16 protein-coding genes are annotated in these 21986 nt (G+C 68.6%); 7 read left to right on the top strand and 9 right to left on the bottom strand.

Annotated features, from left to right (window positions below; all coding sequences use genetic code 11):
• Positions 1–39 precede the first annotated feature (39 nt).
• On the bottom strand, positions 40–1215 hold the full coding sequence (locus AB3X08_RS14895; protein WP_369933512.1) for a thiolase family protein: 1176 nt from the start codon (positions 1213–1215) through the stop codon (positions 40–42).
• Positions 1216–1410: 195 nt separating this feature from the next.
• Between AB3X08_RS14895 and AB3X08_RS14890 the strand changes: the two genes are divergently transcribed.
• The gene (locus AB3X08_RS14890) at positions 1411–4254 is read left to right on the top strand and encodes a S8 family serine peptidase (protein WP_369933511.1); all 2844 of its coding nucleotides are present in this window, start codon (positions 1411–1413) and stop codon (positions 4252–4254) included.
• 680 nt (positions 4255–4934) lie between these two features.
• On the opposite strand, the gene AB3X08_RS14885 is transcribed toward AB3X08_RS14890, so the two are convergent.
• The 3 genes from AB3X08_RS14885 to AB3X08_RS14875 all read right to left on the bottom strand — a co-directional run bounded on the left by AB3X08_RS14885 (position 4935) and on the right by AB3X08_RS14875 (position 7456).
• Positions 4935–6035, bottom strand: coding sequence for a Glu/Leu/Phe/Val dehydrogenase (locus AB3X08_RS14885; RefSeq protein WP_184411372.1), 1101 nt, complete (start codon positions 6033–6035; stop codon positions 4935–4937).
• 272 nt (positions 6036–6307) lie between these two features.
• On the bottom strand, positions 6308–6862 hold the full coding sequence (locus AB3X08_RS14880; protein WP_369933510.1) for a hypothetical protein: 555 nt from the start codon (positions 6860–6862) through the stop codon (positions 6308–6310).
• A 276-nt stretch (positions 6863–7138) separates the two neighbouring features.
• On the bottom strand, positions 7139–7456 hold the full coding sequence (locus AB3X08_RS14875) for a YXWGXW repeat-containing protein (RefSeq protein WP_369933509.1): 318 nt from the start codon (positions 7454–7456) through the stop codon (positions 7139–7141).
• Positions 7457–7685: 229 nt separating this feature from the next.
• Between AB3X08_RS14875 and AB3X08_RS14870 the strand changes: the two genes are divergently transcribed.
• The 3 genes from AB3X08_RS14870 (at position 7686) to AB3X08_RS14860 (ending at position 13189) form a co-directional block, all read left to right on the top strand.
• A complete protein-coding gene (locus AB3X08_RS14870) occupies positions 7686–11306 on the top strand; it encodes a methylmalonyl-CoA mutase family protein (RefSeq protein ID WP_369933508.1) in 3621 nt (1206 codons plus the stop codon).
• 169 nt (positions 11307–11475) lie between these two features.
• Complete coding sequence (locus tag AB3X08_RS14865) at positions 11476–11958, top strand: nuclear transport factor 2 family protein (RefSeq protein ID WP_369933506.1); 483 nt, start codon at positions 11476–11478, stop codon at positions 11956–11958.
• A 424-nt stretch (positions 11959–12382) separates the two neighbouring features.
• Positions 12383–13189 carry an HDOD domain-containing protein gene (locus tag AB3X08_RS14860; RefSeq protein WP_369933505.1) on the top strand — a complete coding sequence of 269 codons (807 nt, stop codon included), beginning with the start codon at positions 12383–12385 and terminating at the stop codon, positions 13187–13189.
• Positions 13190–13205: 16 nt separating this feature from the next.
• Here AB3X08_RS14860 and AB3X08_RS14855 read toward each other — a convergent pair whose 3' ends face one another.
• Entirely contained in the window at positions 13206–14369 is a 1164-nt protein-coding gene (locus AB3X08_RS14855; RefSeq protein ID WP_369933504.1) for a hypothetical protein, read from the bottom strand.
• 58 nt (positions 14370–14427) lie between these two features.
• Positions 14428–14916 carry a pyridoxamine 5'-phosphate oxidase family protein gene (locus AB3X08_RS14850; protein ID WP_179563712.1) on the bottom strand — a complete coding sequence of 163 codons (489 nt, stop codon included), beginning with the start codon at positions 14914–14916 and terminating at the stop codon, positions 14428–14430.
• Between the two features lie 323 nt (positions 14917–15239).
• Between AB3X08_RS14850 and AB3X08_RS14845 the strand changes: the two genes are divergently transcribed.
• From AB3X08_RS14845 to AB3X08_RS14835, 3 genes are all read left to right on the top strand, one after another.
• Positions 15240–16211: a lipase family protein gene (locus AB3X08_RS14845; RefSeq protein WP_369933503.1), complete on the top strand. Its 972-nt coding sequence runs from the start codon at positions 15240–15242 to the stop codon at positions 16209–16211.
• 131 nt (positions 16212–16342) lie between these two features.
• The gene (locus tag AB3X08_RS14840) at positions 16343–16918 is read left to right on the top strand and encodes a glycoside hydrolase family 108 protein (RefSeq protein WP_369933501.1); all 576 of its coding nucleotides are present in this window, start codon (positions 16343–16345) and stop codon (positions 16916–16918) included.
• A gap of 146 nt (positions 16919–17064) precedes the next feature.
• On the top strand, positions 17065–17238 hold the full coding sequence (locus AB3X08_RS14835; RefSeq protein WP_184411363.1) for a DUF1328 family protein: 174 nt from the start codon (positions 17065–17067) through the stop codon (positions 17236–17238).
• Positions 17239–17524: 286 nt separating this feature from the next.
• Here the strand turns inward: AB3X08_RS14835 and AB3X08_RS14830 are convergent, their stop codons facing one another.
• The 3 genes from AB3X08_RS14830 to AB3X08_RS14820 form a co-directional block, all read right to left on the bottom strand.
• Complete coding sequence (locus AB3X08_RS14830) at positions 17525–17677, bottom strand: hypothetical protein (protein WP_369933499.1); 153 nt, start codon at positions 17675–17677, stop codon at positions 17525–17527.
• Positions 17678–17809: 132 nt separating this feature from the next.
• A complete protein-coding gene (locus AB3X08_RS14825) occupies positions 17810–19210 on the bottom strand; it encodes a trypsin-like serine peptidase (protein ID WP_369933497.1) in 1401 nt (466 codons plus the stop codon).
• A 352-nt stretch (positions 19211–19562) separates the two neighbouring features.
• Positions 19563–21281, bottom strand: a complete 1719-nt coding sequence (locus tag AB3X08_RS14820; protein ID WP_369933495.1) for a PQQ-binding-like beta-propeller repeat protein — start codon at positions 21279–21281, stop codon at positions 19563–19565.
• Positions 21282–21986: the final 705 nt, after the last annotated feature.

Genomic DNA, 21986 nt, shown 5'->3' with positions numbered 1-21986 from the left:
CACGCGCATTCATTTTTGTGTTTTAAGGGTTAATCCCAATCAAATCAATTCGATGGCGATCGCCGTTGCCTCGCCGCCACCGATGCACAGGGTGGCGATTCCGCGGCGTCCGCCGCGCGTGCGCAACGCGTTTAGCAATGTCACCACCAGCCGCGCGCCGGATGCGCCGATCGGATGGCCGAGCGCGCAGGCGCCGCCGTTGACGTTGACCTTGGCCGGGTCCAGCCCCAGTTCCTTGATCGGCACCATCGGCACGACCGCGAACGCTTCGTTGATTTCGAACAGGTCGACCTGGTCCAGGCTCCAGCCGACCCGCTCGAGCAGCTTCCTGATCGCGCCGACCGGGGCCGTGGTGAACCATTCCGGCGCCTGCGAGAACGTCGCGTGGCCGACGATCCGCGCCAGCGGTACGACCCCGCGGCGTTCCGCGTCCTCGGCGCTGAGCAGCACCGTGGCGGCGGCGCCGTCGGAGATGCTGGAGGAACTGGCCGCGGTGACCGTGCCGTCCTTCTTGAACGCCGGCTTCAGCGTGGGGATCTTGGCGATGTCGGACTTGGCCGGCTGCTCGTCGCTGGCGAACACCGCCTCGCCCTTGCGGGTGGCCACGCGCACCGGCACGATTTCCGCGTCGAAGGCGCCATCGCGCTGCGCGGCCTGCGCGCGCGTCACCGACTCGATCGCGTAGGCGTCCTGGTCCTGGCGGCTGAAGCCGAACTTCTCCGCGGTGGCCTCGCCGAACACGCCCATGGCCTGGCCGTCGTCGGGGTTGGTCAGGCCGTCCCAGGCCATGTGATCGACCGCCTGGAAGTTGCCGTAGCGGTTGCCGGTGCGCGAATTCGGCAGCAGGTGCGGGGCGTTGCTCATCGATTCCATGCCGCCGGCGACGACGATGCTGGCCGAGCCGGCCTTGATCAAGTCGTGGCCCAGCATGATCGCCTTCATGCCCGAGCCGCAGACCTTGTTGATCGTGGTGGCGCCGGTGGCGTCGGGCACGCCGGCGGCGCGCGCGGCCTGACGCGCCGGCGCCTGGCCGAGGTTGGCCGGCAGCACGCAACCCATGATCACCTCCGACACGTCGGCGGCGGGGATGCCGGACTGCTCCAGCGCGGCGCGGATGGCCGCGGCGCCGAGTTCCGGCGTGGGCACGCCGTTGAACTGGCCCAGGAAGGAGCCGATGGCGGTGCGCTTGGCCGCGGCGATGACGATCTCGGTCATGGCAAACCCTTACGAAAGATTAGTCGCCGATTATCTGCCTCGGCGCCGCTTCTGCCAATCGCGGCGCGCGGGCGGGGAGGGTGGCGGGGGCGGGATTCCGGTGTAGATTCGTGTCGATTCAGGCCGCCCGTTTGCGGCCGCTAACGCAATGTTGCCGGCAGGCTTGGCCGGCGTGCTTATCTTCGGAGAGAGATCATGCAGAAGTTGATGGCCCGGTCGCTGCTGGCGACCGCACTGGCGATGGCGTTGACCTCGTGCGGCGGCGGTGGCGGTGGCGGGCTGACCCGCAGCGATCCGCCGCCGACTTCGCCGCCACCCACGTCGCCCCCACCGCCACCGCCGCCGACCTCTCCCCCCACCTCGCCGCCGACCTCGCCGCCCCCGCCGCCGCAGCCGGCGTTCGATGCGCATCTGGCGCTGACCAATACGCTGGCCGCGCACAACGCCGGTTACGACGGCAGCGGCTATCGCATCGGCGTGGTCGACACCGGCGTGAACCGCAATCACCCGGCCCTGGCCGGACGCGTGGTGTCCAACCTGATCTATGTCGACCCGGCCAAGAACAACGTCAATGTCGACGATGTCGACGGCCACGGCACCACGGTCGCGCAGCTGGCCGCCGGCAAGCCGGTGGGCGCGTGGCCCGGCGGCATCGCGCCCGGCGCGCAGATCGTGTCGGCGCGCATCATCAGCGACACCTCGCCCGACGACGACGGCAGCGGCGAGGGCAACCAGACCAGCGGCGCGCTGGGCCTGGCGTCCATTCACCAAGACCTGATCAACGCCGGGGTCAAGGTGATGAACAATTCCTGGGGCGGCATCTACTGGACCGATGCGACCGCCACCAATGCGATCGCCGCCGAATACCGCCCGTTCGTGATCGGCAACGGCGGGCTGGTGGTGTTCGCCGCCGGCAACGAAGCCAAGGCCGATCCGTCGGATATCGCGTCGCTGCCCAGCCAGCCCGGTCCCGGCGGCACCCGGCCGGCGGCGGACCTGGAGCGCGGCTGGCTGGTGGTGGCCGCGGTGGATGCCAGCACCGGGACCAAGCTGGAGTCGTATTCCAACGCCTGCGGCGTGGCCATGCATTACTGCCTGGTGGCGCCGGGCACGGAAGTGTTCGTCGATCCCAAGGCGACCACCGCCACCGCCAATCCCGACTATTACTACGGCAGCGGCACGTCGTACGCGGCGCCGTTGGTCTCCGGCGCCGCGGCGCTGGTGTGGCAGGCGTTCCCCTACTTCAGCAACGATCTGCTGCGGCAGACCCTGCTCGGCACCGCCACCGACCTGGGCACGCCCGGGGTGGACGCCACCTTCGGCTACGGCCTGCTCAACGTCGGCAAGGCGGTGCTGGGACCGGCCAGGTTCGACTGGGGCGATGTCAGCGTGTCCTTCAGCGGCAGCTCGACCTGGGCCAACGACATCGCCGGCAGCGGCGGCCTGATCAAGCAGGGCAGCGGCACTTTGACGCTTAGCGGCACCCAGAACAGCTACAGCGGCACGACCCAGGTGCAGGCCGGCACGCTCAGCGCGGCCAGCCTGGGCGGCTCCAACGTGGCGATCAGCAATGGCGCCACCTTCATCGGCACCGGGCCGCTGCGCGGCAACGTCAGCAATTCCGGGACCTTCCAGGTCGGTGCCGCGGCGCTGAGCCTGAGCGGCAACTACGTGCAGGACAGCAACGGCCGGCTGGCGTTGCTGGTCGGCGACAAGCTCTCGGTGACCGGCACCGCGACGCTGCAGGGCGGCTCGCTGTACGTGCTCGGCAAGCGCGACTACGTGGTCAACAACACCGCCTACAAGGTGCTCGAAACCAGCGGCGGACTGAGCGGCACGTTCGCCTCGGTGACCACGCCGTCGAACGTGTTCCTGACCTCGTCGCTCGCCTACGACAGCACCAGCGCTTCGATCACCGTGCAGGCGCTCAGCGTCACCGCCGCGGCGGCCGGTTTCGGCAACATCACCGCCGCCACGCTTGCCTCCGCCACGCGGGTGGACGCGGCGTTCGCACAGCTGGATGCGCAGCTGAGCAAGGATCCGGCGACAGTCGATGCGTCGCTGCTGAAGGCGGCGGGCGCGGTGCAGCAATCGCCGAGCGCGGCCGCCGCGGCGGCGACGCTGCGCAGCCTGTCAGGCGACGCGCACGCGGCGGCCACCGCGATGACCTTCGACAGCATCGATCTGCAGCGGCGCGCGCTGTCCGGCCGCTTCGACAGCCTGCTGGCGCAGCCGCGCGCGATCGGCGCGTGGAGCCAGCGCCTGGGCGAGACCGGGCAGGGCAGCTTCGCCGGCAGCCAGTTCCAGCTCGACGGCTGGATGATGGGCCAGGACCTGCGCCTGGGCGAGCACGGCGTGGCCGGCTTCGCCTTCGGCGAGAGCCGTGCCGACAGTGGCGGCGACGGCGGCCTGGACCACGGCCGCGACCGCCAGGTGCAGGGCCAGGCCTATCTCGGCGCGGTCGGCGGCAATGCCTACGCGCTGGCGCAGCTGGGCACCGGGCAGTACCGGCGCCAGCTCGACCGCAGCCTGCTGCTCGGCGATAGCGTCGCCGATGCGTCCAGCCGCTACGCCGGGCGCTTCCTGTCCAGCAGCGTCGAAGTCGGCTACCGCTTCGTGCGTGGCAAGGCGTCGCTGACGCCGTACGCCGGCGCCGACTACAGCCGCATCGACAGCGACGGCTTCCGCGAGCAGGGCGGCGACGGCTTCGGGCTGATGGCCGCGGCCGCGTCCTCTTCGCGCAGCCAGGCGTTGGCCGGCCTGCGTGCCGGTTACGGCGGCCGCGGCTGGTCGTTGCAGGGCTATGCCGAATGGCAGCAGACCCTGGCCGCGCAGGGACTGCAGCGCCAGGCCAGCTTCGTCGGCGTGGACGCGTGGGCGCCGCTGGTGGATCTGCAGCCGGCGCGTTCCGGTGGGCTGTTCGGGGCGAGCCTGGACCGGCGCTGGGGCGGCAGCGCGCTGGGCATCGGCTACGACCAGCGCTTCGGCCCGCGCGGCGACGATCGTGCGGTATCGCTGCGGTATCGGTTGGGGTTCTGAAGCGGTGCGGGCCTGCTATGGCCCGCGCTCGATTCGTGGAAGGATTCGGTCTCGACGTGCCGAGGCGTCAGGTCTGCCTCTTCGCTTGTCGCGACTGAGGGGCAGCGCTAATAACGTCAGTCCGGAAGCTGCACGTTGCGCGTGTCTATGGCGTGGCGTTTTCCTGTCGCGGCTGAAGCCGCTCCTACAGCATTCGCGCCGTGCTCTTGTAGGAGCGGCTTCAGCCGCGACAGGAAAACGAAGTTGCCGTGATGCAAAGACATCTATGGGAAACCCGCACGCAACGCCACCGAGTCCCGCCGCCAATGGGCTTTGCCGCTTCACGGCATCCCGAACGTTTCTATGCGCGGACCTGCAGACCTGCAGACTGGGCGCATCGGCGGCGCCAAGTGCATCGACATGGCGGGTTATTTAGCGGTGCCCTGAAGTCGTTCCCACCTGCGATGCGGTACCGGCTTATAGCCGGCTCGGTGATGAGATGGCGTGGCCGAGGCAGTCGCGCTTGATTCGCGGAGGATGTTTGGTCCCAACGCGCCGAGGCAGTGTTGGGTTTCCTTCTTCGACTGTCGCGGCTGAAGCCGCTCCTACAGGGGGATATGGCCTGCCGATGGCGCCCGGTTTTTGTGGGAGGGACTTCAGTCCCGACGCGTTGCGCGTCGGGAGTTGTGTCGGTCGCTCGCCTACTCGCCGCGCAGATGGCCCATCGAGCGCGGGGCGGTGCGGCCCAGCGGCAGCTTGAGCTTGCCGATGGCGTGCATGCGCGCTTCGGCGATGCGGTCGGCGGCCTGCTGCGGCGGGATGTTGTCGCGCTCGGACAGGTCGAAGATCTTGCCGAGGTTGTGGTACAGGCTGCGGATCAGGCGCATCGCGCGTTCGCGGTTGTAGCCGTCGATCTCCAGCGACACGTTCATCACCCCGCCGGCGTTGACCGCGTAGTCCGGCGCATAGAGGATGCCGCGGCGGTGCAGTTCCTCGCCCACGGCGGCGTTGGCCAGCTGGTTGTTGGCGGTGCCGCAGATGATCTTCGCCTTCAGCCGCGGCAGGGTGGTTTCGTCGATCGCGCTTTCCAGCGCGCACGGCGCCAGCACGTCGGCGGCCACGTCGTAGATCTCGTCCGGCTTGACCGCCTCGGCGCCGTAATCGGCGACCGCGCGTTCCACCAGCGCCGGGTCCAGGTCGGTGACGTACAGCTTGGCGCCGCGCTCCTTCAGCAGCTTCACCAGCTCCATGCCGATGTGGCCCAGGCCCTGCACAGCGATGCTGGTCTTGCCGATCTCCTCGTGGCCGAGCTTGCGCTGCAGCGAGGCCATCAGCGCCTGCAGCGCGCCATAGGCGGTGAACGGAGCCGGATCGCCAGAGCCGCCGTGCACCTGGTGCACGCCGGTGACGTATTCGGTCTCCAGGTAGATCTGTTCCATGTCGTTGACGTCGGTGCCGACGTCCTCGGCGGTGATGTAACGCCCGCCCAGCGAATCCACGTAGCGGCCGAAGGCGCGGAACAGCGCTTCGGACTTGTCGGCCTTGGGGTCGCCGATGATCACCGCCTTGCCGCCGCCGATGTTCAGCCCGGCCAGTGCGTTCTTGTAGGTCATCGTGCGGCTGAGCCGCAGCGCGTCGTGCAGCGCGGCCTCGGTATTGGGGTAGGGGCGCATGCGCACGCCGCCCAGGGCGGGGCCGAGCACGGTGTTGTGGATGGCGATGATCGCCTGCAGGCCCACGTCGCGGTTGTGGCAGAAGACGACTTGTTCGTGGCCGGTGGTGGCTAGCGTTTCGAAAAGCATGGGGGCTCCGCTGGCGTTGCAGGTGTGGACACCGTGGTTCCAGGAACTTCCTAGTGAGGGTGCGCAAAACGAAAAACGCGACGGGTTCCGGAACGGGTCCTGAGCGTCGCGATGGGCGCATTTTAAAGCAATTGCCTGCGTGCCGTGCATTCTCCGGGAGCTCCCTGCAGACCCATGCGGGATAGGCATCTCGGCCCCTTTTGCGACGCTGTGGCGATGTCGGGCGCGGTGCGAGGGCGCTTTTCGCCACCCGGCACCGATCGCCAGGCCGTTCAGCGTGCGGGCGTCTCGTCGGCGAAGAACGCGGCGGCCGCTTGCGCTCCGAGCAGGCGTTCGCGCAGTGCGCGACCTTGCTGGGCGTGCTGCTCCGGGTCTGCGCCGTGCGGCGCGCCTGCCGCTTCGGCCTGCAGATAACCGGCGTAGCGATCGAACCAGGCAAGGACCTGATCTGCCTGCGCCGCGGGCCTCGCGGCCAGGTCGCGCTTCAGGCGCTGGCGCTGCGTCGCCAGGGCCTGTGCATCCACCGCCGTCAGATAGCGATCCAGATAGCGCCGCAAGGCCGGATCGGGCAGCAGCCGGCCTCGCAGGTCGAAGTGGGGTTCGTCGATGGTCCGGGCGGCGCTCGGCGCGGGTGCCGTGCCGGCGACGGGGCTGAAAAGGGTTCTGCGCGCCGCGACCGTCTTCGCGGTGGCGTCGATGGCTTCGCCGAGTCCCCGGTCCGAGGCCGTGTCGGTGGGGCGTTCGCGCCACGCGGCGACGCTGGCGATCGCCACCGCCAGCACGGTGATGCTGATCGCATAGGTTCCTGGCGGGAAGCGCGACGGCATCGCTAGCGTCCCGCCCGCGGCGAGCGCCGCATCGGGCCAGGCAAGCAAGGGCTCGCAGTGCGCGACAGCGCGCGCACCCGGCCGGTGCCGGCGCCAACGGCTGGCGCCGGCGACCACGGCAGGAACGCACGCGACCGCGAATGCCTGAACATGCGTTCTCTCGGGAACCGGCGGGTGCCGTGATTCGCGCACTATCTCAGAGCGCGATGAAGACGGTCACGACGCCGCGCAGCATTGGCGGCGCCGCCCCTGGACCGCGTGCCGCCAAACTGCGCTCTAGCGATGCACCCAATAGCCCTCGTGGAAGCGGTAGCCCGGGCCGCGGTGTTCCCAGCGTGGGCCGACATAGACATAGCCCGGGCGTTCGACCACGTAGCGGCCGGCGACCCAGACATGGCGATGGCCGTTCCAATGCCAGTAACCCGGCGCCCAGACGTAGCCCGGGCGTACCACCACGCGTTCGAACCGCGGCGGCGGCGGTGCGGTCCGCACCGACAGTTCCACCACCGAGCGCGCCTGCGCGGGCGCGGCCAGCATGCCGCCGGCAAGCGCGCTGCCGAGCAGGGAGGCCAGCAACAAGGGACGAATGGACATGCGATTCTCCAAGGACATCGGCGGTGTGCCGACGTCAACGCAAACGCGGCAAGCAGGGCTGCTGTTGACCCGCTGCTTGGCCGCGTTCATGTCTCGGATAACCAGGCCCGCCTTGGCGTCCGGTGGTACCCGCGCCGCCAATGCGCCGCTCGCTGCATGTTGCAGCGCAACCTGCCCGCGCTGCGCTGCGCGCCTAGAATTGCCGCATTCTCTTGCCGATGTCTTCCCGATGAGCATTCCCGCGTCCCGCGTGCCATTGCCGCACGCCGACACCAGCCCGCTGCGCTTCGTCACCGCTGCCAGCCTGTTCGACGGTCACGATGCGGCGATCAACATCATGCGCCGGCTGATCCAGGCGCAGGGCGCGGAGGTGATCCATCTGGGCCACAACCGCAGCGTCGAGGACGTGGTGCGCGCGGCGTTGCAGGAGGACGCCGATGCGATCGCGCTGTCCTCCTACCAGGGCGGCCACGTCGAGTATTTCAAGTACATGGTGGACATGCTGCGCGAACGCGACGCCGGCCATGTGCGGGTGTTCGGCGGCGGTGGCGGCACCATCACCCCGGAAGAGATCGCCGAGCTGCAGGCCTATGGCGTGGAGCGCATCTACCACCCCAACGACGGCATGAAGATGGGCCTGGTGGAGATGATCGAGGACGTGGTGGCGCGCGCTTCGCGCGCCCGGGACTCGGGACTCGGGACTCGGGACCCGGAACAAGCCGGCGCGCTGCTGCCGCACATCGACGACGAGATCGGCATCGGCAGGATGCTGTCGGCACTCGAGGATGGCGCCTTCTCCGACGCGGAGCTGGCGCTGCTGCGCAAACAATGGCAATCCGGCCCGGCGGGCAACCCCGAGTCCCGCGAGCGGCGCGCGGCGCCGGTGCTGGGCCTGACCGGCACCGGCGGCGCCGGCAAGTCCTCGGTCACCGACGAACTGCTCAATCGCTTCCTGGCCGGCTTCCCGCAGATGCGCATCGCGGTGGTGTCGGTGGACCCGAGCCGGCGCCGCACCGGCGGCGCGCTGCTCGGCGACCGCATCCGCATGAACGCCTTGCGCAGCCCGCGCGTGTACATGCGCTCGATGGCCACGCGCCGCCAGCATGCGGCCACCAACCGGGTGCTCAAGGACTGCATCGCGTTGCTGAAAGGCATCGGCTACGACCTGGTGATCGTGGAAACCGCCGGCATCGGCCAGAGCGATTCGGAGATCGTCGACCTGGTCGATTTCCCGGTGTACGTGATGACCAGCGACTATGGCGCGCCGAGCCAGCTGGAAAAGATCGACATGCTCGACTTCGCCGAACTGGTGGTGCTGAACAAGTACGACCGGCGCGGCGCCGAGGACGCGCTGCGCGACGTGCGCAAGCAATGGCGGCGCAACCGCGCCGCGTTCCAGCTCGAGGACGAGGCGGTGCCGGTGTATCCGACCATCGCCAGCCAGTTCAACGATCCCGGCATCAGCTGGATGTTCGTCAACCTGTGCCGGTTGTTGCGCGCGAAAGCGGGTCTCGAAGCGGCGGACGCCGGCGCCGAAGCGCCCGCCGCCGCCCGCCGCGCCGCGCCGTCGCCGCATTGCGATTTCCTGCCGCACCTGGACACCACGCTCAAGGAGCCGCGCGCCACCGTGCTGATCCCGGGCGCGCGCGTGCGCTACCTGGCGGAGATCGCCGAACAGGGCCGCGCGCTCAATGCCGGCATCGAACGCCAGGCCGAGGCGGCCGATCGCGCGCAATCGTTCTGGCAGTCGCTGCACGAACTGCAGGACCCGCAGTTGCCGAAGCAGCTGGAGCTTTACGCCGTCGAGGATCTGCAGCCGCTCGCCGGCGCCGCCGTCGATGCGACCTTGCTGCTGCTGCGCCAGCGCTACAACGACGCGCTGCAGGCGCTGTCCAGCGAATCGCTGAAGTTGCTGCGCGAGTGGCCGCAGCGGCTGAAGTCGATCACCGACGAAGTCACCGAGTACGAGGTGCGCGGCAAGGCGATCCGGGTGGAGAATTACCGGCAGTCGCTGAGCCACCAGCCGATTCCGAAGATCGCCGCGCCGCGCTACAAGAGCTGGGGCGAGCTGCTGACCTTCCTCGGCAAGGAGAACCTGCCCGGCAGCTATCCCTATACCGGCGGCGTGTATCCGTACCGCCGCGCCGGCGAGGACCCGATCCGCATGTTCGCCGGCGAAGGCACGCCGGAACGCACCAACCGCCGCTTCCACTACCTGAGCGTGGGCCAGCCGGCCGCGCGCCTGTCCACCGCTTTCGACAGTGTCACCCTGTACGGCGAGGATCCGGCGCCGCGCCCGGACATCTACGGCAAGATCGGCAATTCCGGGGTCAATATTCCCACCCTGGACGACATGAAGAAGCTGTACTCCGGCTTCGACCTCTGCGCGCCGACCACCAGCGTGTCGATGACCATCAACGGCCCGGCACCGATGATCCTGGCGATGTTCATGAACACCGCCATCGACCAGCAGGTGGAGAAATACCTCAAGGCCGATGCGCAGCGTTGGGCGCAGGCCGAACAGACCCTGGAGGCCTTGTTCGAGGGCCGGCCGCGGCCGCGCTATCACGGCGACCTGCCGCCGACCAACGACGGCCTGGGCCTGGCCTTGCTCGGGGTCAGCGGCGATCAATTGGTCGACGCGCAGACCTATGCGCAGATCAAGGCGCAGACGCTGTCCAGCGTGCGCGGCACGGTGCAGGCCGACATCCTCAAGGAGGACCAGGCGCAGAACACCTGCATCTTCAGCACCGAGTTCGCGCTGCGCATGATGGGCGACATCCAGCAGTATTTCGTCGAGCAGAAGGTGCGCAACTTCTATTCGGTGTCGATCTCCGGCTACCACATCGCCGAGGCCGGCGCGAACCCGATCAGCCAGCTCGCCTTCACCCTGAGCAACGGCTTCACCATCGTCGAGTACTACCTGGCGCGCGGCATGCGCATCGACGATTTCGCGCCGAACCTGAGTTTCTTCTTCAGCAACGGCATGGATCCGGAATACACCGTCATCGGCCGGGTGGCGCGGCGCATCTGGGCGCGGGCGATGCGCGAACGCTACGGCGGCAACGAACGCAGCCAGATGATGAAGTACCACATCCAGACCTCGGGCCGCTCGCTGCATGCGCAGGAGATCCAGTTCAACGACATCCGCACCACGCTGCAGGCGCTGTACGCGCTGTTCGACAACTGCAACAGCCTGCACACCAACGCCTACGACGAGGCGATCACCACCCCCACCGAGGAGAGCGTGCGCCGCGCGGTGGCGATCCAGATGATCATCAACAAGGAGCTGGGACTGAACTTCTGCGAGAACCCGTGGCAGGGCAGTTTCATCGTCGAACAGCTCACCGACCTGGTGGAGGAGGCGGTGTACAAGGAGTTCGAGGCGATCAGCGAGCGCGGCGGCGTGCTCGGCGCGATGGACACCATGTACCAGCGCGGCAAGATCCAGGAAGAGAGCCTGTACTACGAGCACAAGAAGCACGACGGCAGCCTGCCGCTGGTCGGTGTCAACACCTTCCTGCCCAAACAGCACGCCGGCGAGACCGCGACCCAGATCGAGCTGATCCGCTCCACCGAGGAAGAGAAGGGCCAGCAGATCGCCAACGTGCGGGACTGGCAGCAGCGCCGCAACGGCATTGCGCCGACGCAGCCGCTGCAAGCGGAACACGGCGATGCGGCCGGTGCGCCGGCTGTCGGCGATGCGGCGGGCCTGGGCTATCTGCAGCGCGCCGCACGCGAGCGCCGCAACGTCTTCGCCGCGCTGATGCAGGCGGTGAAGACCCACAGCCTGGGGCAGATCAGCCACGCGCTGTACGAGGTAGGTGGGGAGTACCGGCGCAACATGTAGGTGCCGGCAGCGGCCGACGGCGGCTGCGGTGCGGGCACTGACGGCACCCTGCAGCCGGCCGTGTCAGCTGCCTGCCGCCTGTCGCGCTGCCGCAGCATGCGCCTGGCGCCATTGCGGGCACGGCCCGGGGGGACGCATAGTTGCGCATCGACAATCGGGGAGATGGCGGATGAAGGCATGGGGATCGCTACTTCTGCTGCTGGCCTGCGCGGCGACGGCGCGAGCCGCGGCGCCGGCCGAGGACGGCACCGCGGGGCCGCTGTTCGACACGGTCGCCGCACTGGACCAGCGCGTGTTCGGCGCGTACAACCGCTGCGACATGGCGGCGTTCGAGCAACTGTTCGTGCCCGACGTGGAGTTCTACCACGACACCGGCGGCGCCAGCTGGGACCGCAAGACGGTGGTGGACAACACGCGCAAGTTCATCTGCGGCAAGGTGCGCCGCGAATTGGTGGACGGCACGCTGCGGGTCTACCCGATCAAGGGCTTCGGTGCGATCGAGGAAGGCGAACACCGCTTCTGCGAGCTGGCCAGCGGGCGTTGCGAGGGCATCGCCAAATTCGTGATGGTGTGGCGCCAGGATCAGGACGGCTGGAAGCTGACGCGGGTGCTCAGCTACGGGCATCGCGCGGTCGCCTCGCCGGCGCCCTGAGCGTGCATGGGGGAGGCACTATGCAGGCGCTGTGGCTTCGCGCGCAGGCCGGCGCTGCAGCTAGGGTAGCGACCTGCGCGCCATGCTTGCATGGCGTGGCGCGTCCGGCCGTGGCTGCGCTTGCAGCCGTGGGCGGGTTCTGGCGAGCTTGCGGAGGCCGATGATGGTCCCGTCGATCTGGATTGCGGGCGTTGCCGTCTTGCTGCTGCTGGGCATCGGCGGCTGGATATGGCGCCGTGGACGTTCGCGCGTGCCTGTGGTGCCGAGCAGCGTTGCGCAAGCAGCAGCGTCTGCGCACCGTGCTGTCGGCGGAGACGGCGCTACGGATGTGGCGGTCGCGGCGGAGCTGGGGCCGGGGCCGGGGCAGGGACAGGGCGCGGCTGCCGTTGACGCCGAACTTTCCGCGGAGCAGGAGTCCGCGCTGTTGCTGCGCCTGTACGCGCTGGCGTTCGCCGGCGTGCCCGCACCAGAGCCGAGCGCGGCGGCGCGTGCCGCGCAGGCCGAGATCGCCGCGGCGGCGGTCGCGGTACTGGCGCGCATCGACGCGCATCCGCGCTACACGCCGCGCCGCCCGCAGCTGTTGCCGCAGCTGACCCGCGCGCTCAACGATCCTGGCGCCGGGGCGCAGGCCATTGCTGCGATTCTCGGCCAGGATCCGGCGCTGGCCGGCAACCTGCTGCGCATCGCCAACAGTGCCGCATATCGCCGCCACGCCGAGCCGATCGAGACCCTGGAGCGCGCGGTGGCCCTGCTCGGCACCGAGGGCTTGCGCCAGATCGTGCTGGCCGCGCTGCTGCAGCCGGTCATCGCCGACGACGGCAGCGCGTTCGGCCGTTGCGCGTCGCTGCTGTGGGAGCACACCCTGCTCTCGGCCAAGGCCACGGCGCGCCAGGCCGAGGATGCAAAGCGCGAAGATCTCGCGGCGGCGCAGCTGCTGGCGCTGTTGTGTGGATTGGGCTCGGTCGCGGTGCTGCAGGTGGTGCGCGATGCGTATGCGAAACAGCCGGGACTCGTCCCCGATGCAGGGAGAGTGGCCGAGCTGCTGCAGGACTGGACGGCGCGGGTGGCGCAGGCGATCTCGCAAGACTGGGCGCTGTCGGAACGCATGCAGCAAGCGCTCGACGAACAACACAGGCATGTCGAGTCGCATGCGTTGAGTCTCCTGGGGCGTTCGCTGCGGATCGGGCGGCGCGAGGCGGCGCTGGCGCTGTTGGAGGCGGCCCCGGGTTGAGCGCTCGGGCGCGTCGCTAGGACGTCTCGGCCATGCCGTCGTCGGCCGCCTCGTCCGGCGAGATCCACCAGGCCATGCCGTCCTGGCGCAGCGGCGGGTCGGTCTCGCGGAGTTCCACCGCGTCGATGCGACGCCCTGCAGCACCGGCTTGCCAGTGTTGCAACCACGTCTCCAGCGAACCGCGCTGGACGGCGGCGACGCCGAAATCGCGGTCGCTTTTCCAGGTATCGGGCGACGCGTCGCGGTGCGGATGCGTGGCTGCGCCGTAACTGCAACGCAGGCAATAGTTGACCAGGGTTTCGGTCCAGTCCTCGACCAGGGCGATCTCGTCGCCGGCGGGTGTGTCCTGGAGCGCGTCGCGGTCTTCGGGGGCAGGACAATGCGCGAACACCGTGAAGGTCTGGAATGGCGAAGGTTGCAGTCGTGCCAGGGCGTTGAAGACCGGGACGGTGCGGTCGCGAAACGCACGCCGGCCGGTGGCGGCGCCGTCGTGCAGGATGATGTCGCCGTAGCGGTGGCCGCTTTCCGGTAGCGGCACGTTGAGCAGGCGCGCGCGGACCACGTCGATGCGCTGGGCGAACAGGGTCTCGCCATGGGACCACGGGTTCAGGCGCACGCTGACCACGCCGAAATCCGTCTCGATCGGTCCCTCGCCTTCGGGAATGCCGATGCCGCACGCCGCCCATTGCGCCCGCGCCTGCGCCCAGTCGCCGATCGCCGTGGCCGCGATGCCGGCATTCCATTGGGCGGCTTCGTCTGCTTCTTCGCCAAGCGCCAACGCGCGCAGGTTGTGGCGAAGGGATTGGTGCCAGTCCAGCCGATATTTGTGCACCAGCCCCTGCATGTAGTGGTAGTAGCGCGCGTCCGGCGCATGCGCGAGCAAGGTGGCGAAGTGTTGCGCGGCCTGTTCCAGCTGCCCTGCGTCGAAACTCGCGTAGGCGCGTTCGTGCACCGTCTGCAGGTCTTCTTCGGATAAAGGCTGCGGCATCGGGACGGCCTGGTCTGCGCTGAAGGGAGGGCGCTGATTATGGACGCGCGAGGCGATCCCGCCCAGAGCGATGCCGCTTGAGGTTGCAGAGAGTGAAGGGGGCGGATGGCGTATCAGCGCGTGTAAGCGCTGCTGGTCTCCGAGCGCTTGCGGGAGCATTTTCGCCGCGCGCCCGCGGCGAAGAAGGGACATGGGCAATAGGCGCTCGACAGGCTGCGCGATGCGGCCTGTCAGGAGGCGTGCGTGCCGCTCAGCGCAGCGGCACGTCCGCTACCTTGTCCTGGTAATCGCGCTTGGGGTCGATGCCGAACAGCACCTTGATGCCCGCAACGAGGCTGGACCCATTGAGCCAGATCTGCGCGTGGTCCGGGTCCAGGCGCAGCAGCGCCAGTTTGGGATCGTCCTTGCCCTGCTCGTACCAGGCGTCGATGAAGCCGTTCCACAGGCGCTCGATCACCGCCTGGTCGTTGTCCACGCTGAGGGTGCCGCTGATGCTGGCGAACAGGTCGTGGTCCTTGGCGCTGAACGCGGCGATGACCCGCTGGCTCTGGGTCAGCTTCTGCACCAGGGCGTTGTCCTTGGAGGTGAAGAACCAGATCGGGCCACCACGGTCGCCCTCGAATTGCGCGGTCATCGGCCGCGCATGGCCGTCCTCGACGCCGTCCAGCCCGAGCATGACCGTGCGGTCGGATTTGAGCGCTTTCCAGAATTTCTCTTCCAGTTCCTGCGGGCTGGCCATGCGGGTCTCCGATCGGGCGTGAATGCTTGCTGGCACTGTGCCGCGCGGTGCGCGCGTGAACCGTGATGGAGACGTCGACGGAGCGTGTAGGGCGGCAGGTTGGCGATGGCGGGCAGGCATTGCGGATGCGTGCGGCGGTAGACAAGCGTCGCCGCGCGGTGGCGATGGGATCGGGATCGAAAACGCGCGACCTCTGCCGGTGGTACTAGACGCTAGGTGCGCATGCGGCTGCTCGCCTGCCCATCGATAGATCTGGCGCCGCTGCTGCAGATGCTCGCCGACGACCGCAATTTCTCCCCTTTTTTGGCAAAGGACGCTCGACGATGAGTGCGATTCCCCCGACGCAGGCCCCGCTGGATCCGCTGCTGACGCTGGCAATGGCCCAGGCCAGCATTGCTGCCTATGCCGCCTTCGAGGGCAAGCCGGTGCTGGCGCCGTCCAACTACCGGCTGGTCGCCCGCTGGTCCGGTTGGGACGGCGATCCGTTCGGCGGCAGCGAGGAACTATTCGGCCTGTTGTTCCAGTCCACGGAGGACGCCGGTACCTGCCTGTTCGCGTTCCGCGGCACCGATTCGGATCTGGACGTCTATGAGGACCTGGACTTCACCACCACCGATTTCGTGCCCAGCGCCGGCACGGTCGCGCCGACGCCACGGGTGTCGGCGGGCTTCTACGGCATCTACGACGGCAAGGGCGGCAACATGCGCGCCTCGATGCGCGAGCAGGTGTTCGCGCTGCTGGCGCATTTCGCGCCCAGCCAGGTGTACGTCACCGGGCACAGCCTGGGCGGCGCGCTGAGCCAGCTGTTCTCGCTGGATCTTGCGCTCAGCCAGCCGGCCGTGAGCGCCTGCAACATCAATTTCTGCAGCCCGATGGTCGGCGAGGCGAGCTGGGGCCAGTGCTATGCGCAGCACATCGCTGCGGCGGAAAGCACGCGCTGCTTCAACTACTGGGACTACGTGCCGGCGCTGCCGCCCTCGGCGTTCGGCTACGTGCCGGTGGGGCAGCAATTCCGCACCGCCCACGACGTGCGCGGCGCCCTGTTCGTGCATCTGCTGTCGCGGCACTCCATCGTCAACATGCAGACTGTGCTGCGACACGCGCTGGCGCTTTCGCCACAGTTCTGGTCCGGCACCTTCCCGGACTACGAGGATCCGCGGCGGCTGATGCTCAGCCAGGCGCCGCCGACGCAACCGCAGCCGGCATGGGCCGATATCGAACTGGCCGCGCGCACCTCCGAGCGGTTGCTGGGATTGGCGCCGGGCCAGCCGGCGCCGACCACTGCGAGCGGATGAGCGCTCGGCTGCGGCGCGCCTGCCCGCACGCGCCCGGCGGGGCGATGCTGTCCCGTGCGGCACAGCGTCGCGGCGCGCCCGCTGCCACACTGCGCGCGGTCAGTCCGATCATTTTTCCAGGAGCAAAGCCGATGGCGTCGTTCGATCTGTATCTGCCGCAGTTGCTGAAGTTCGAAGGAAGCTTCGTGGACGATCCGGCCGATCCCGGCGGCGCCACCAATCTTGGCATCACCCTGGCCACGTTCCAGCGCTACGCGCAGTCCCTGCTCGGCGAGGCGCCGACGCTGGAAGCGCTGCGCGCGCTTACCCCGGAGCAGGCCGGTGCCATCTACAAACAGGAATACTGGGACAAGCTGGACGGCGACCAGATCGCCTCGCAGCCGCTGGCCGAGATCCTGTTCGATTTCTACGTCAATGCCGGGACCGAGGCGGTGCTGTTGCTGCAGCGGATCCTGCTGCAGTTGGGCGCCACGGGCCTGGCTACCGACGGGGAGATGGGACCGGCTACGCTGGCTGCGCTGCAGGCCGCCGATCAGGCGCAGGTATACGCGCTGTATCGCCAGGGCCGGATCGATTACTACCAGCGGCTGGCGCAGGAACGTCCGGTCGACGACAAATTCCTGAAAGGCTGGCTGGCACGCGCGGAATGGTTCCCGGCGACGCTGCCATCCACTGCGGCCACGGCGCCTGACAGCGGCGTCGCTTAAGCCGCAAGGGCGCTGACGCCGGCAGCGCTTCACATGGGGGGCATGGCAGGCTGACTAGCATTGCCGACGATGCGGTCGCATGTGGCGACCGTGGCGCCGCGCCGCCTGGCGCAGCGCTCCCTCATCGGATTCGGGAAGATTGCAGCATGATCAAGTGGGCCATCATCATCGCCATCATCGGACTCATCGCCGGCGCGCTCGGCTTCACCGGCGCCGCGGGCGCGGCGATGGGCATCGCCAAGTTCCTGTTCTGGGCCGGCATCGCCATCGCCCTTGTGCTGTTCCTGCTGGGTACCGCGCTGGCCAAGAAGGTCGGCTGAGTCGCGCCTGCGCCGGGGAGCGGCATCGCGCCGCTTGGGTTGCCTGCGGGATTCCGGGTCCGCGGTGCCAGCGGGACAGGAACGCGGGATCGCGTCTGGTACGTCATCGCCGGCCTGGAGGCCGTGCCGGTATCCGGGAAGGCGGCGCTGGGCGAACGGGCGGCCCGGCATCTGCTGCGCAAGCATGCGCTGGCGCCCAGCGCCAGGCCGTCGTACGCGGATGGCGGCAACACGCAACGCTACGGCGATGGCGGCAGCCGGTACGCGACCGGTTGCGCGGTGCCGCTCAATTGCCGCTGTCGGGCGTCTTCGCTTCGGCGTCCGCTGCGGCCTTCGCTGCCTCGCGGGCTTCGCGCTTGCGCGCTTCCTTCTCGTCCTGCTGTTTCTTCTTGGCGATTTCGCGCTGACGTTTTTCGAAGGAATAGTTGGGCTTTGCCAAGTGGGTGCCTGCCGTGTGTGAGATGGCACCCAGTGTAACCGCTGCGTGCCAGGGCGGTGGCGGCCGTAAGGACAGGCCACGCACGCGCGTGGCCTGTCCGGGTCCGGGAGTACGGCCCTCCCGGGCCTGGGCTTACGGGCTCAGGTAGGGCTGGATGGTGGAATACACGTCGGAAAAGCGCGAGTAGTAGTCCGGGTCGCTGGGCGCACTGCAGTACGAGGTGCCGCCGTACAGGCCGCCGCGCAGCTGGTAGGCGCCGCTGCTGTTGACGGTGAAAAGGCCCGAGCCGGACGAACCGCCTTCGGTGACGCCGGTGTTCCAGACCACCTTGTACAGCGGCGACTTGCCGTCGATCGACGACGACAGCGCGGTGACGCTGCCCAGGGAGTACTTCTTCACGTCGCCTGCGGGGTGGTGGATGCCCTCGATCGCGGTGCCGGTGGAGCCGATCGCCGAACTGCTCCAGCCGGCATAGAACGCGCCGCTGGGCGGGGCGGTCTTTAGTTCCAGCAGCGAGGTGTCGCGGGTGGTGTTGGCGTGGCGCAGGTAGGCGCCGCCGCTGAGCGTGGTGTAGGACGAGCTGACCGTGGAGCCGTTGCAGGTGGTGGCGTCGTAGAACCAGTAGGTCTGCAGGGTGTTGGCCACGGTCTGGGTGCTGATGCAGTGCGCCGCGGTCCAGAACAGGTACTTCTTCGGCGAGTTGCTGTTGTTGAGCAGGGTGCCGGTGCACAGGTAGGAGCCGCTGCTGGTGCTGAACACCATGCGCGCCACCGACTTGGCGGCCGAGGTGAAGCCGCTCGTGGGGCTGGCGCGGCACACGATGTCGCGCTCGCACGAATCGCTCTCGCCGATCATCGGCCGCATCATTTCCTCGCTGGCGACGGGATTGATGTCCATGTGCGAGATCTGCGGGATCTTCAGCGCGAAGCCCTGCGGATACTGGCCGGCCGGCAGTTCGATCTCCACCACCAGGCGCGAGCCGGACACCGCCGCGGACCAGCCCGGTTCGCTGCCGGCGAAATCGGCACCGCTCTGTTCGAACACGCGGCCGTCGTCGCCGGCGAAGCGCAGCGTGGCCTTGCCCGGGTCTCCCGGCTGCGCGCCGCTGCCGCTGAGCTGCAATGCCGCGCGCAGCGCCGCCGCATCGGTGGAGACGATCTCGAAGCTGGTGACCTGCGCGCCGCTGGGCAGGCTCTGCCAACGGAGCCTGCGCAGGTTGATCGCCGGCTTGGCGATGTCGCGCGAGAAGCCGATCTGCAGCGGCTGGCCATGCTTGACCTGTTGGCCGCGCAATTGCTTCATCGTCGCGGCCTGGGCGCTGTCGGGCGCGCCGAGTTCGATGACGCGCGGCGCATGCGCGCTGCCGGTGGCGAGGCTGCGCAGTTCGGCGCCGCCGAGCGCGGCGGCATTGGGGCGGGCTTCGACGGGAGCGGAGTCCATCTCGGCCGCTGGGGGATTGGCGGCCATGGCGACGGGGGAAAGCCCGGAGACGCTGGCCAGCAGGGCCAGATACAGCGCGTTCTTGCGGTTCATGGATCTTCCTTCTGCTAGAAGACGACTGGACCATCCGGCAGGGGACCGGATGCCGTTGCACCGACTTCCACGGTGCATATCGAGGCTACGGGCGCCGCCACGGTGATTGCGTGCGCGGCGTCACGCCACAGGGGTCGATTTCGTAGACACCTCTCGCCGCGTTTTCATCTTCATGCGCGACCTGCGGTGGCGCATGCGCACGTTCGCCTGACGGCGATGCTGTTCGCCGGCATGAGCGATCGGTGCGATGCGCGCGCAGCGTCGGCGGCGCCATCCACGCACAAAAAAGCCCCTCCTGCGTGCGCAGGAGAGGCGAGGGACGTGCGGCGTGCGTGTTGCTGCGATCGCGCGATCAGGGCGCCGGGACGAACTTGTACAGCTTATGCACCCCGGTGCCGAAGTTGAAACGGCTGTAGCCCGCACCCCAGTACACCGCGCCGTCCACCACGGCCGGCGCGCTGGAGACCGAACCGCCGGCATCGAAGCTCCACAGGGTCTTGCCGGTTCCGGCATCGAGCACCGTCATCGCGCCGGACATCGAGCCGGCGTAGACCAGTCCGGGCGAGGACGCGAGCGGGCCGCGGCCGCCGGCGCCGAACGTGGTCTGGATCGGATCGATGCCCGGCACCTTCACCTGCCACAGGATCTTGCCGCTGGCCGCATCCAGCGCCGCCCACGAGCCGGCGTTCCAGGTCTCGGTGTTGCCGGGCGCGAGGGTGTAACTGGTGTGGTTGTTGTTGTTGATGGCGACGTAGACCCGCGATTTGAGCGGATCCACCGACGAGCCCCATTCGATGCCGCCGGCGGTGCCGCCTGGGCCGACCTGGGTGGACCACACGGTGCGCCCGCTGTCGGCATCGAACGCCCAATACACGCCGCTCTTCTGCCCGGCGCCGACCAGCGCCTGCGGTTTGCCGTTGCGGATCGCGGTGAACAGGTTGGCGCCGCCGCCGCTGAAGTCGTAGTCCGGCCCCTGCGGTTCCTGGCACACGCCGGCGGTCGGCGCGACCAGGCACGATAGCGACCAGGCATCGGCGCCCTGCAGGCGGCGCGTCCACACCGGCTTGCCGCTGCGCATGTCCAGCGCCAGCACCGAGTCCACGTAGTTGTCCGGCGCAAGGCAGGCCAATTGCGCGGTCTTATCGCCGTTGGCGTTCTTGACGCAGTTGGCCACGTCCAGCGGCACCGAGTAGTTGTTGCCGGTGGTGGCATAGACGCGCTGCCGTTGCGGGTCGATCGCCAGCGTGCCCCACACCGAGGCGCCGGTATAGCCTTCCGGCGCGGTGCGGAAACTCCACAGCAGCTTGCCGGTCTTCAGGTCGAGCGCGGCCACGCTGCCGCGGAACGAAAACCTGTAGCCGGGGGTCAGTCCGCCCCAGTCGCCGGAGGACACGCCGACGTAGACGCGGTCGCCGTACACCACCGGCGAGGCGGTGATGCGCGCTTGCGCATTGGCTTCGACCACGGTCTTCCACAGCAACTTGCCGGTGTTCTTGTCGATCGCCAGCACCGTGCCGCTGGCCTGGTCGCCGACCAGGATGCTGTCGCGCGCAATCGCCGGGCTGTTGCGCGACAGCGAGGCGGCGTTGCCGGTGTAGTCGGACAGTTTCACCTGCCACACCGCCTTGCCCAGCGCAGTGTCGATGCGATACAGCTGGCCACCCCAGTCGGGCACGTACAGCGCGCTGCCCTGCACGGTCGGCGTGGCGGACACGTCGCCTGCGGTGGTGAAGGTCCATGCAGTCTTCAGCCGCGCCGCGTTGAACGGAGTGATCTGCCATTCGGCCGGGGCGAAGCGCGTGTTGAGATAGCCGCCGCCGGCGTTTTCCCAGCTGCTGCGAGTGGCGTAGGGCGCGCCGCCGCCGAACACCGTGCCATAGCCAGCGGTGGGCCCGGAGCTCGCGTTGTCGTAGCTGCCGCCTTGCGGGTTGGCGGACGCTGCGCTGGCGTTCGAAGCTTGCGCCGGAGCGGTGCTTGCGGATTGTGCCGATGCCGCCGTGGCGAGCATCAATCCGGGAGCCAACGCCAGCCACAGCACAGAGAGTTTGCGTTGCGCGTAATGCCTGTTCATGCGGTGTCCTTCGGGGCTTGGAGTGGGGACCCCCCCTTCACTACCGGCGCAATGGTAGGAACGGAAAACAGCGCATGTCATGTACGTACAAAAAAGTTAGCGGCGGCGAAAAGGTTGCATGCATAGCGAAAAACAATCGTGCGCTCGGCATCGCGTGGCAAACAAGTGCACGCCCGATGGCCGGCACGCCGTGGCGTACGCGCTTGGGCATTGGCCGCTTTCCTTGCCGGGTAAAGGCTTGTGAGTTCGGCATCCGGCACGCGGGCGTTCGTTGGTGCGCGCCATGCGTGCAGTCGTCGGCGCATGAGTGGCGACTGAATGCCGAGCGCGTGGCGCAGCGGCGTATCTGCGATCGGTCGCAGCGGAGGCGCCCATATGGCGATTTGATGACAGTCTGCGCATCGCGTGCCTGGCGTGTGCCACGTTCGGCGGTCGACCCTTGCGGCTCGTCATTGGCGTAGCTCCGATTGCGAATCGTGACTGCCGTGTGCGTTGCGGCCTCGGTGTACGCAAACTCGAATCGTTCAGCGCCGCGCAGCGCGTCAACTCCTCGCAGTAGGACGGCACCCGTTTCCTGGTGACGCTGCCGCGGCGTGCGGCTGCCAGCGACTGAGCGAAGCCTGCCTGCAGCCCTGCCGGCATTGACGCGATCCAGCGAAGCGGACAAAAGCCCCTTTCCCCCCGGGAGAAGGGTTGGGGTGAGGG

The organism is Xanthomonas sp. DAR 34887, assembly GCF_041245805.1.
GTDB classification, from domain to species: Bacteria; Pseudomonadota; Gammaproteobacteria; order Xanthomonadales; family Xanthomonadaceae; genus Xanthomonas_A; species Xanthomonas_A tesorieronis.
Note: the sequence above shows the minus strand (reverse complement) of the source record. Positions and strands in the feature narration are given on the sequence as shown.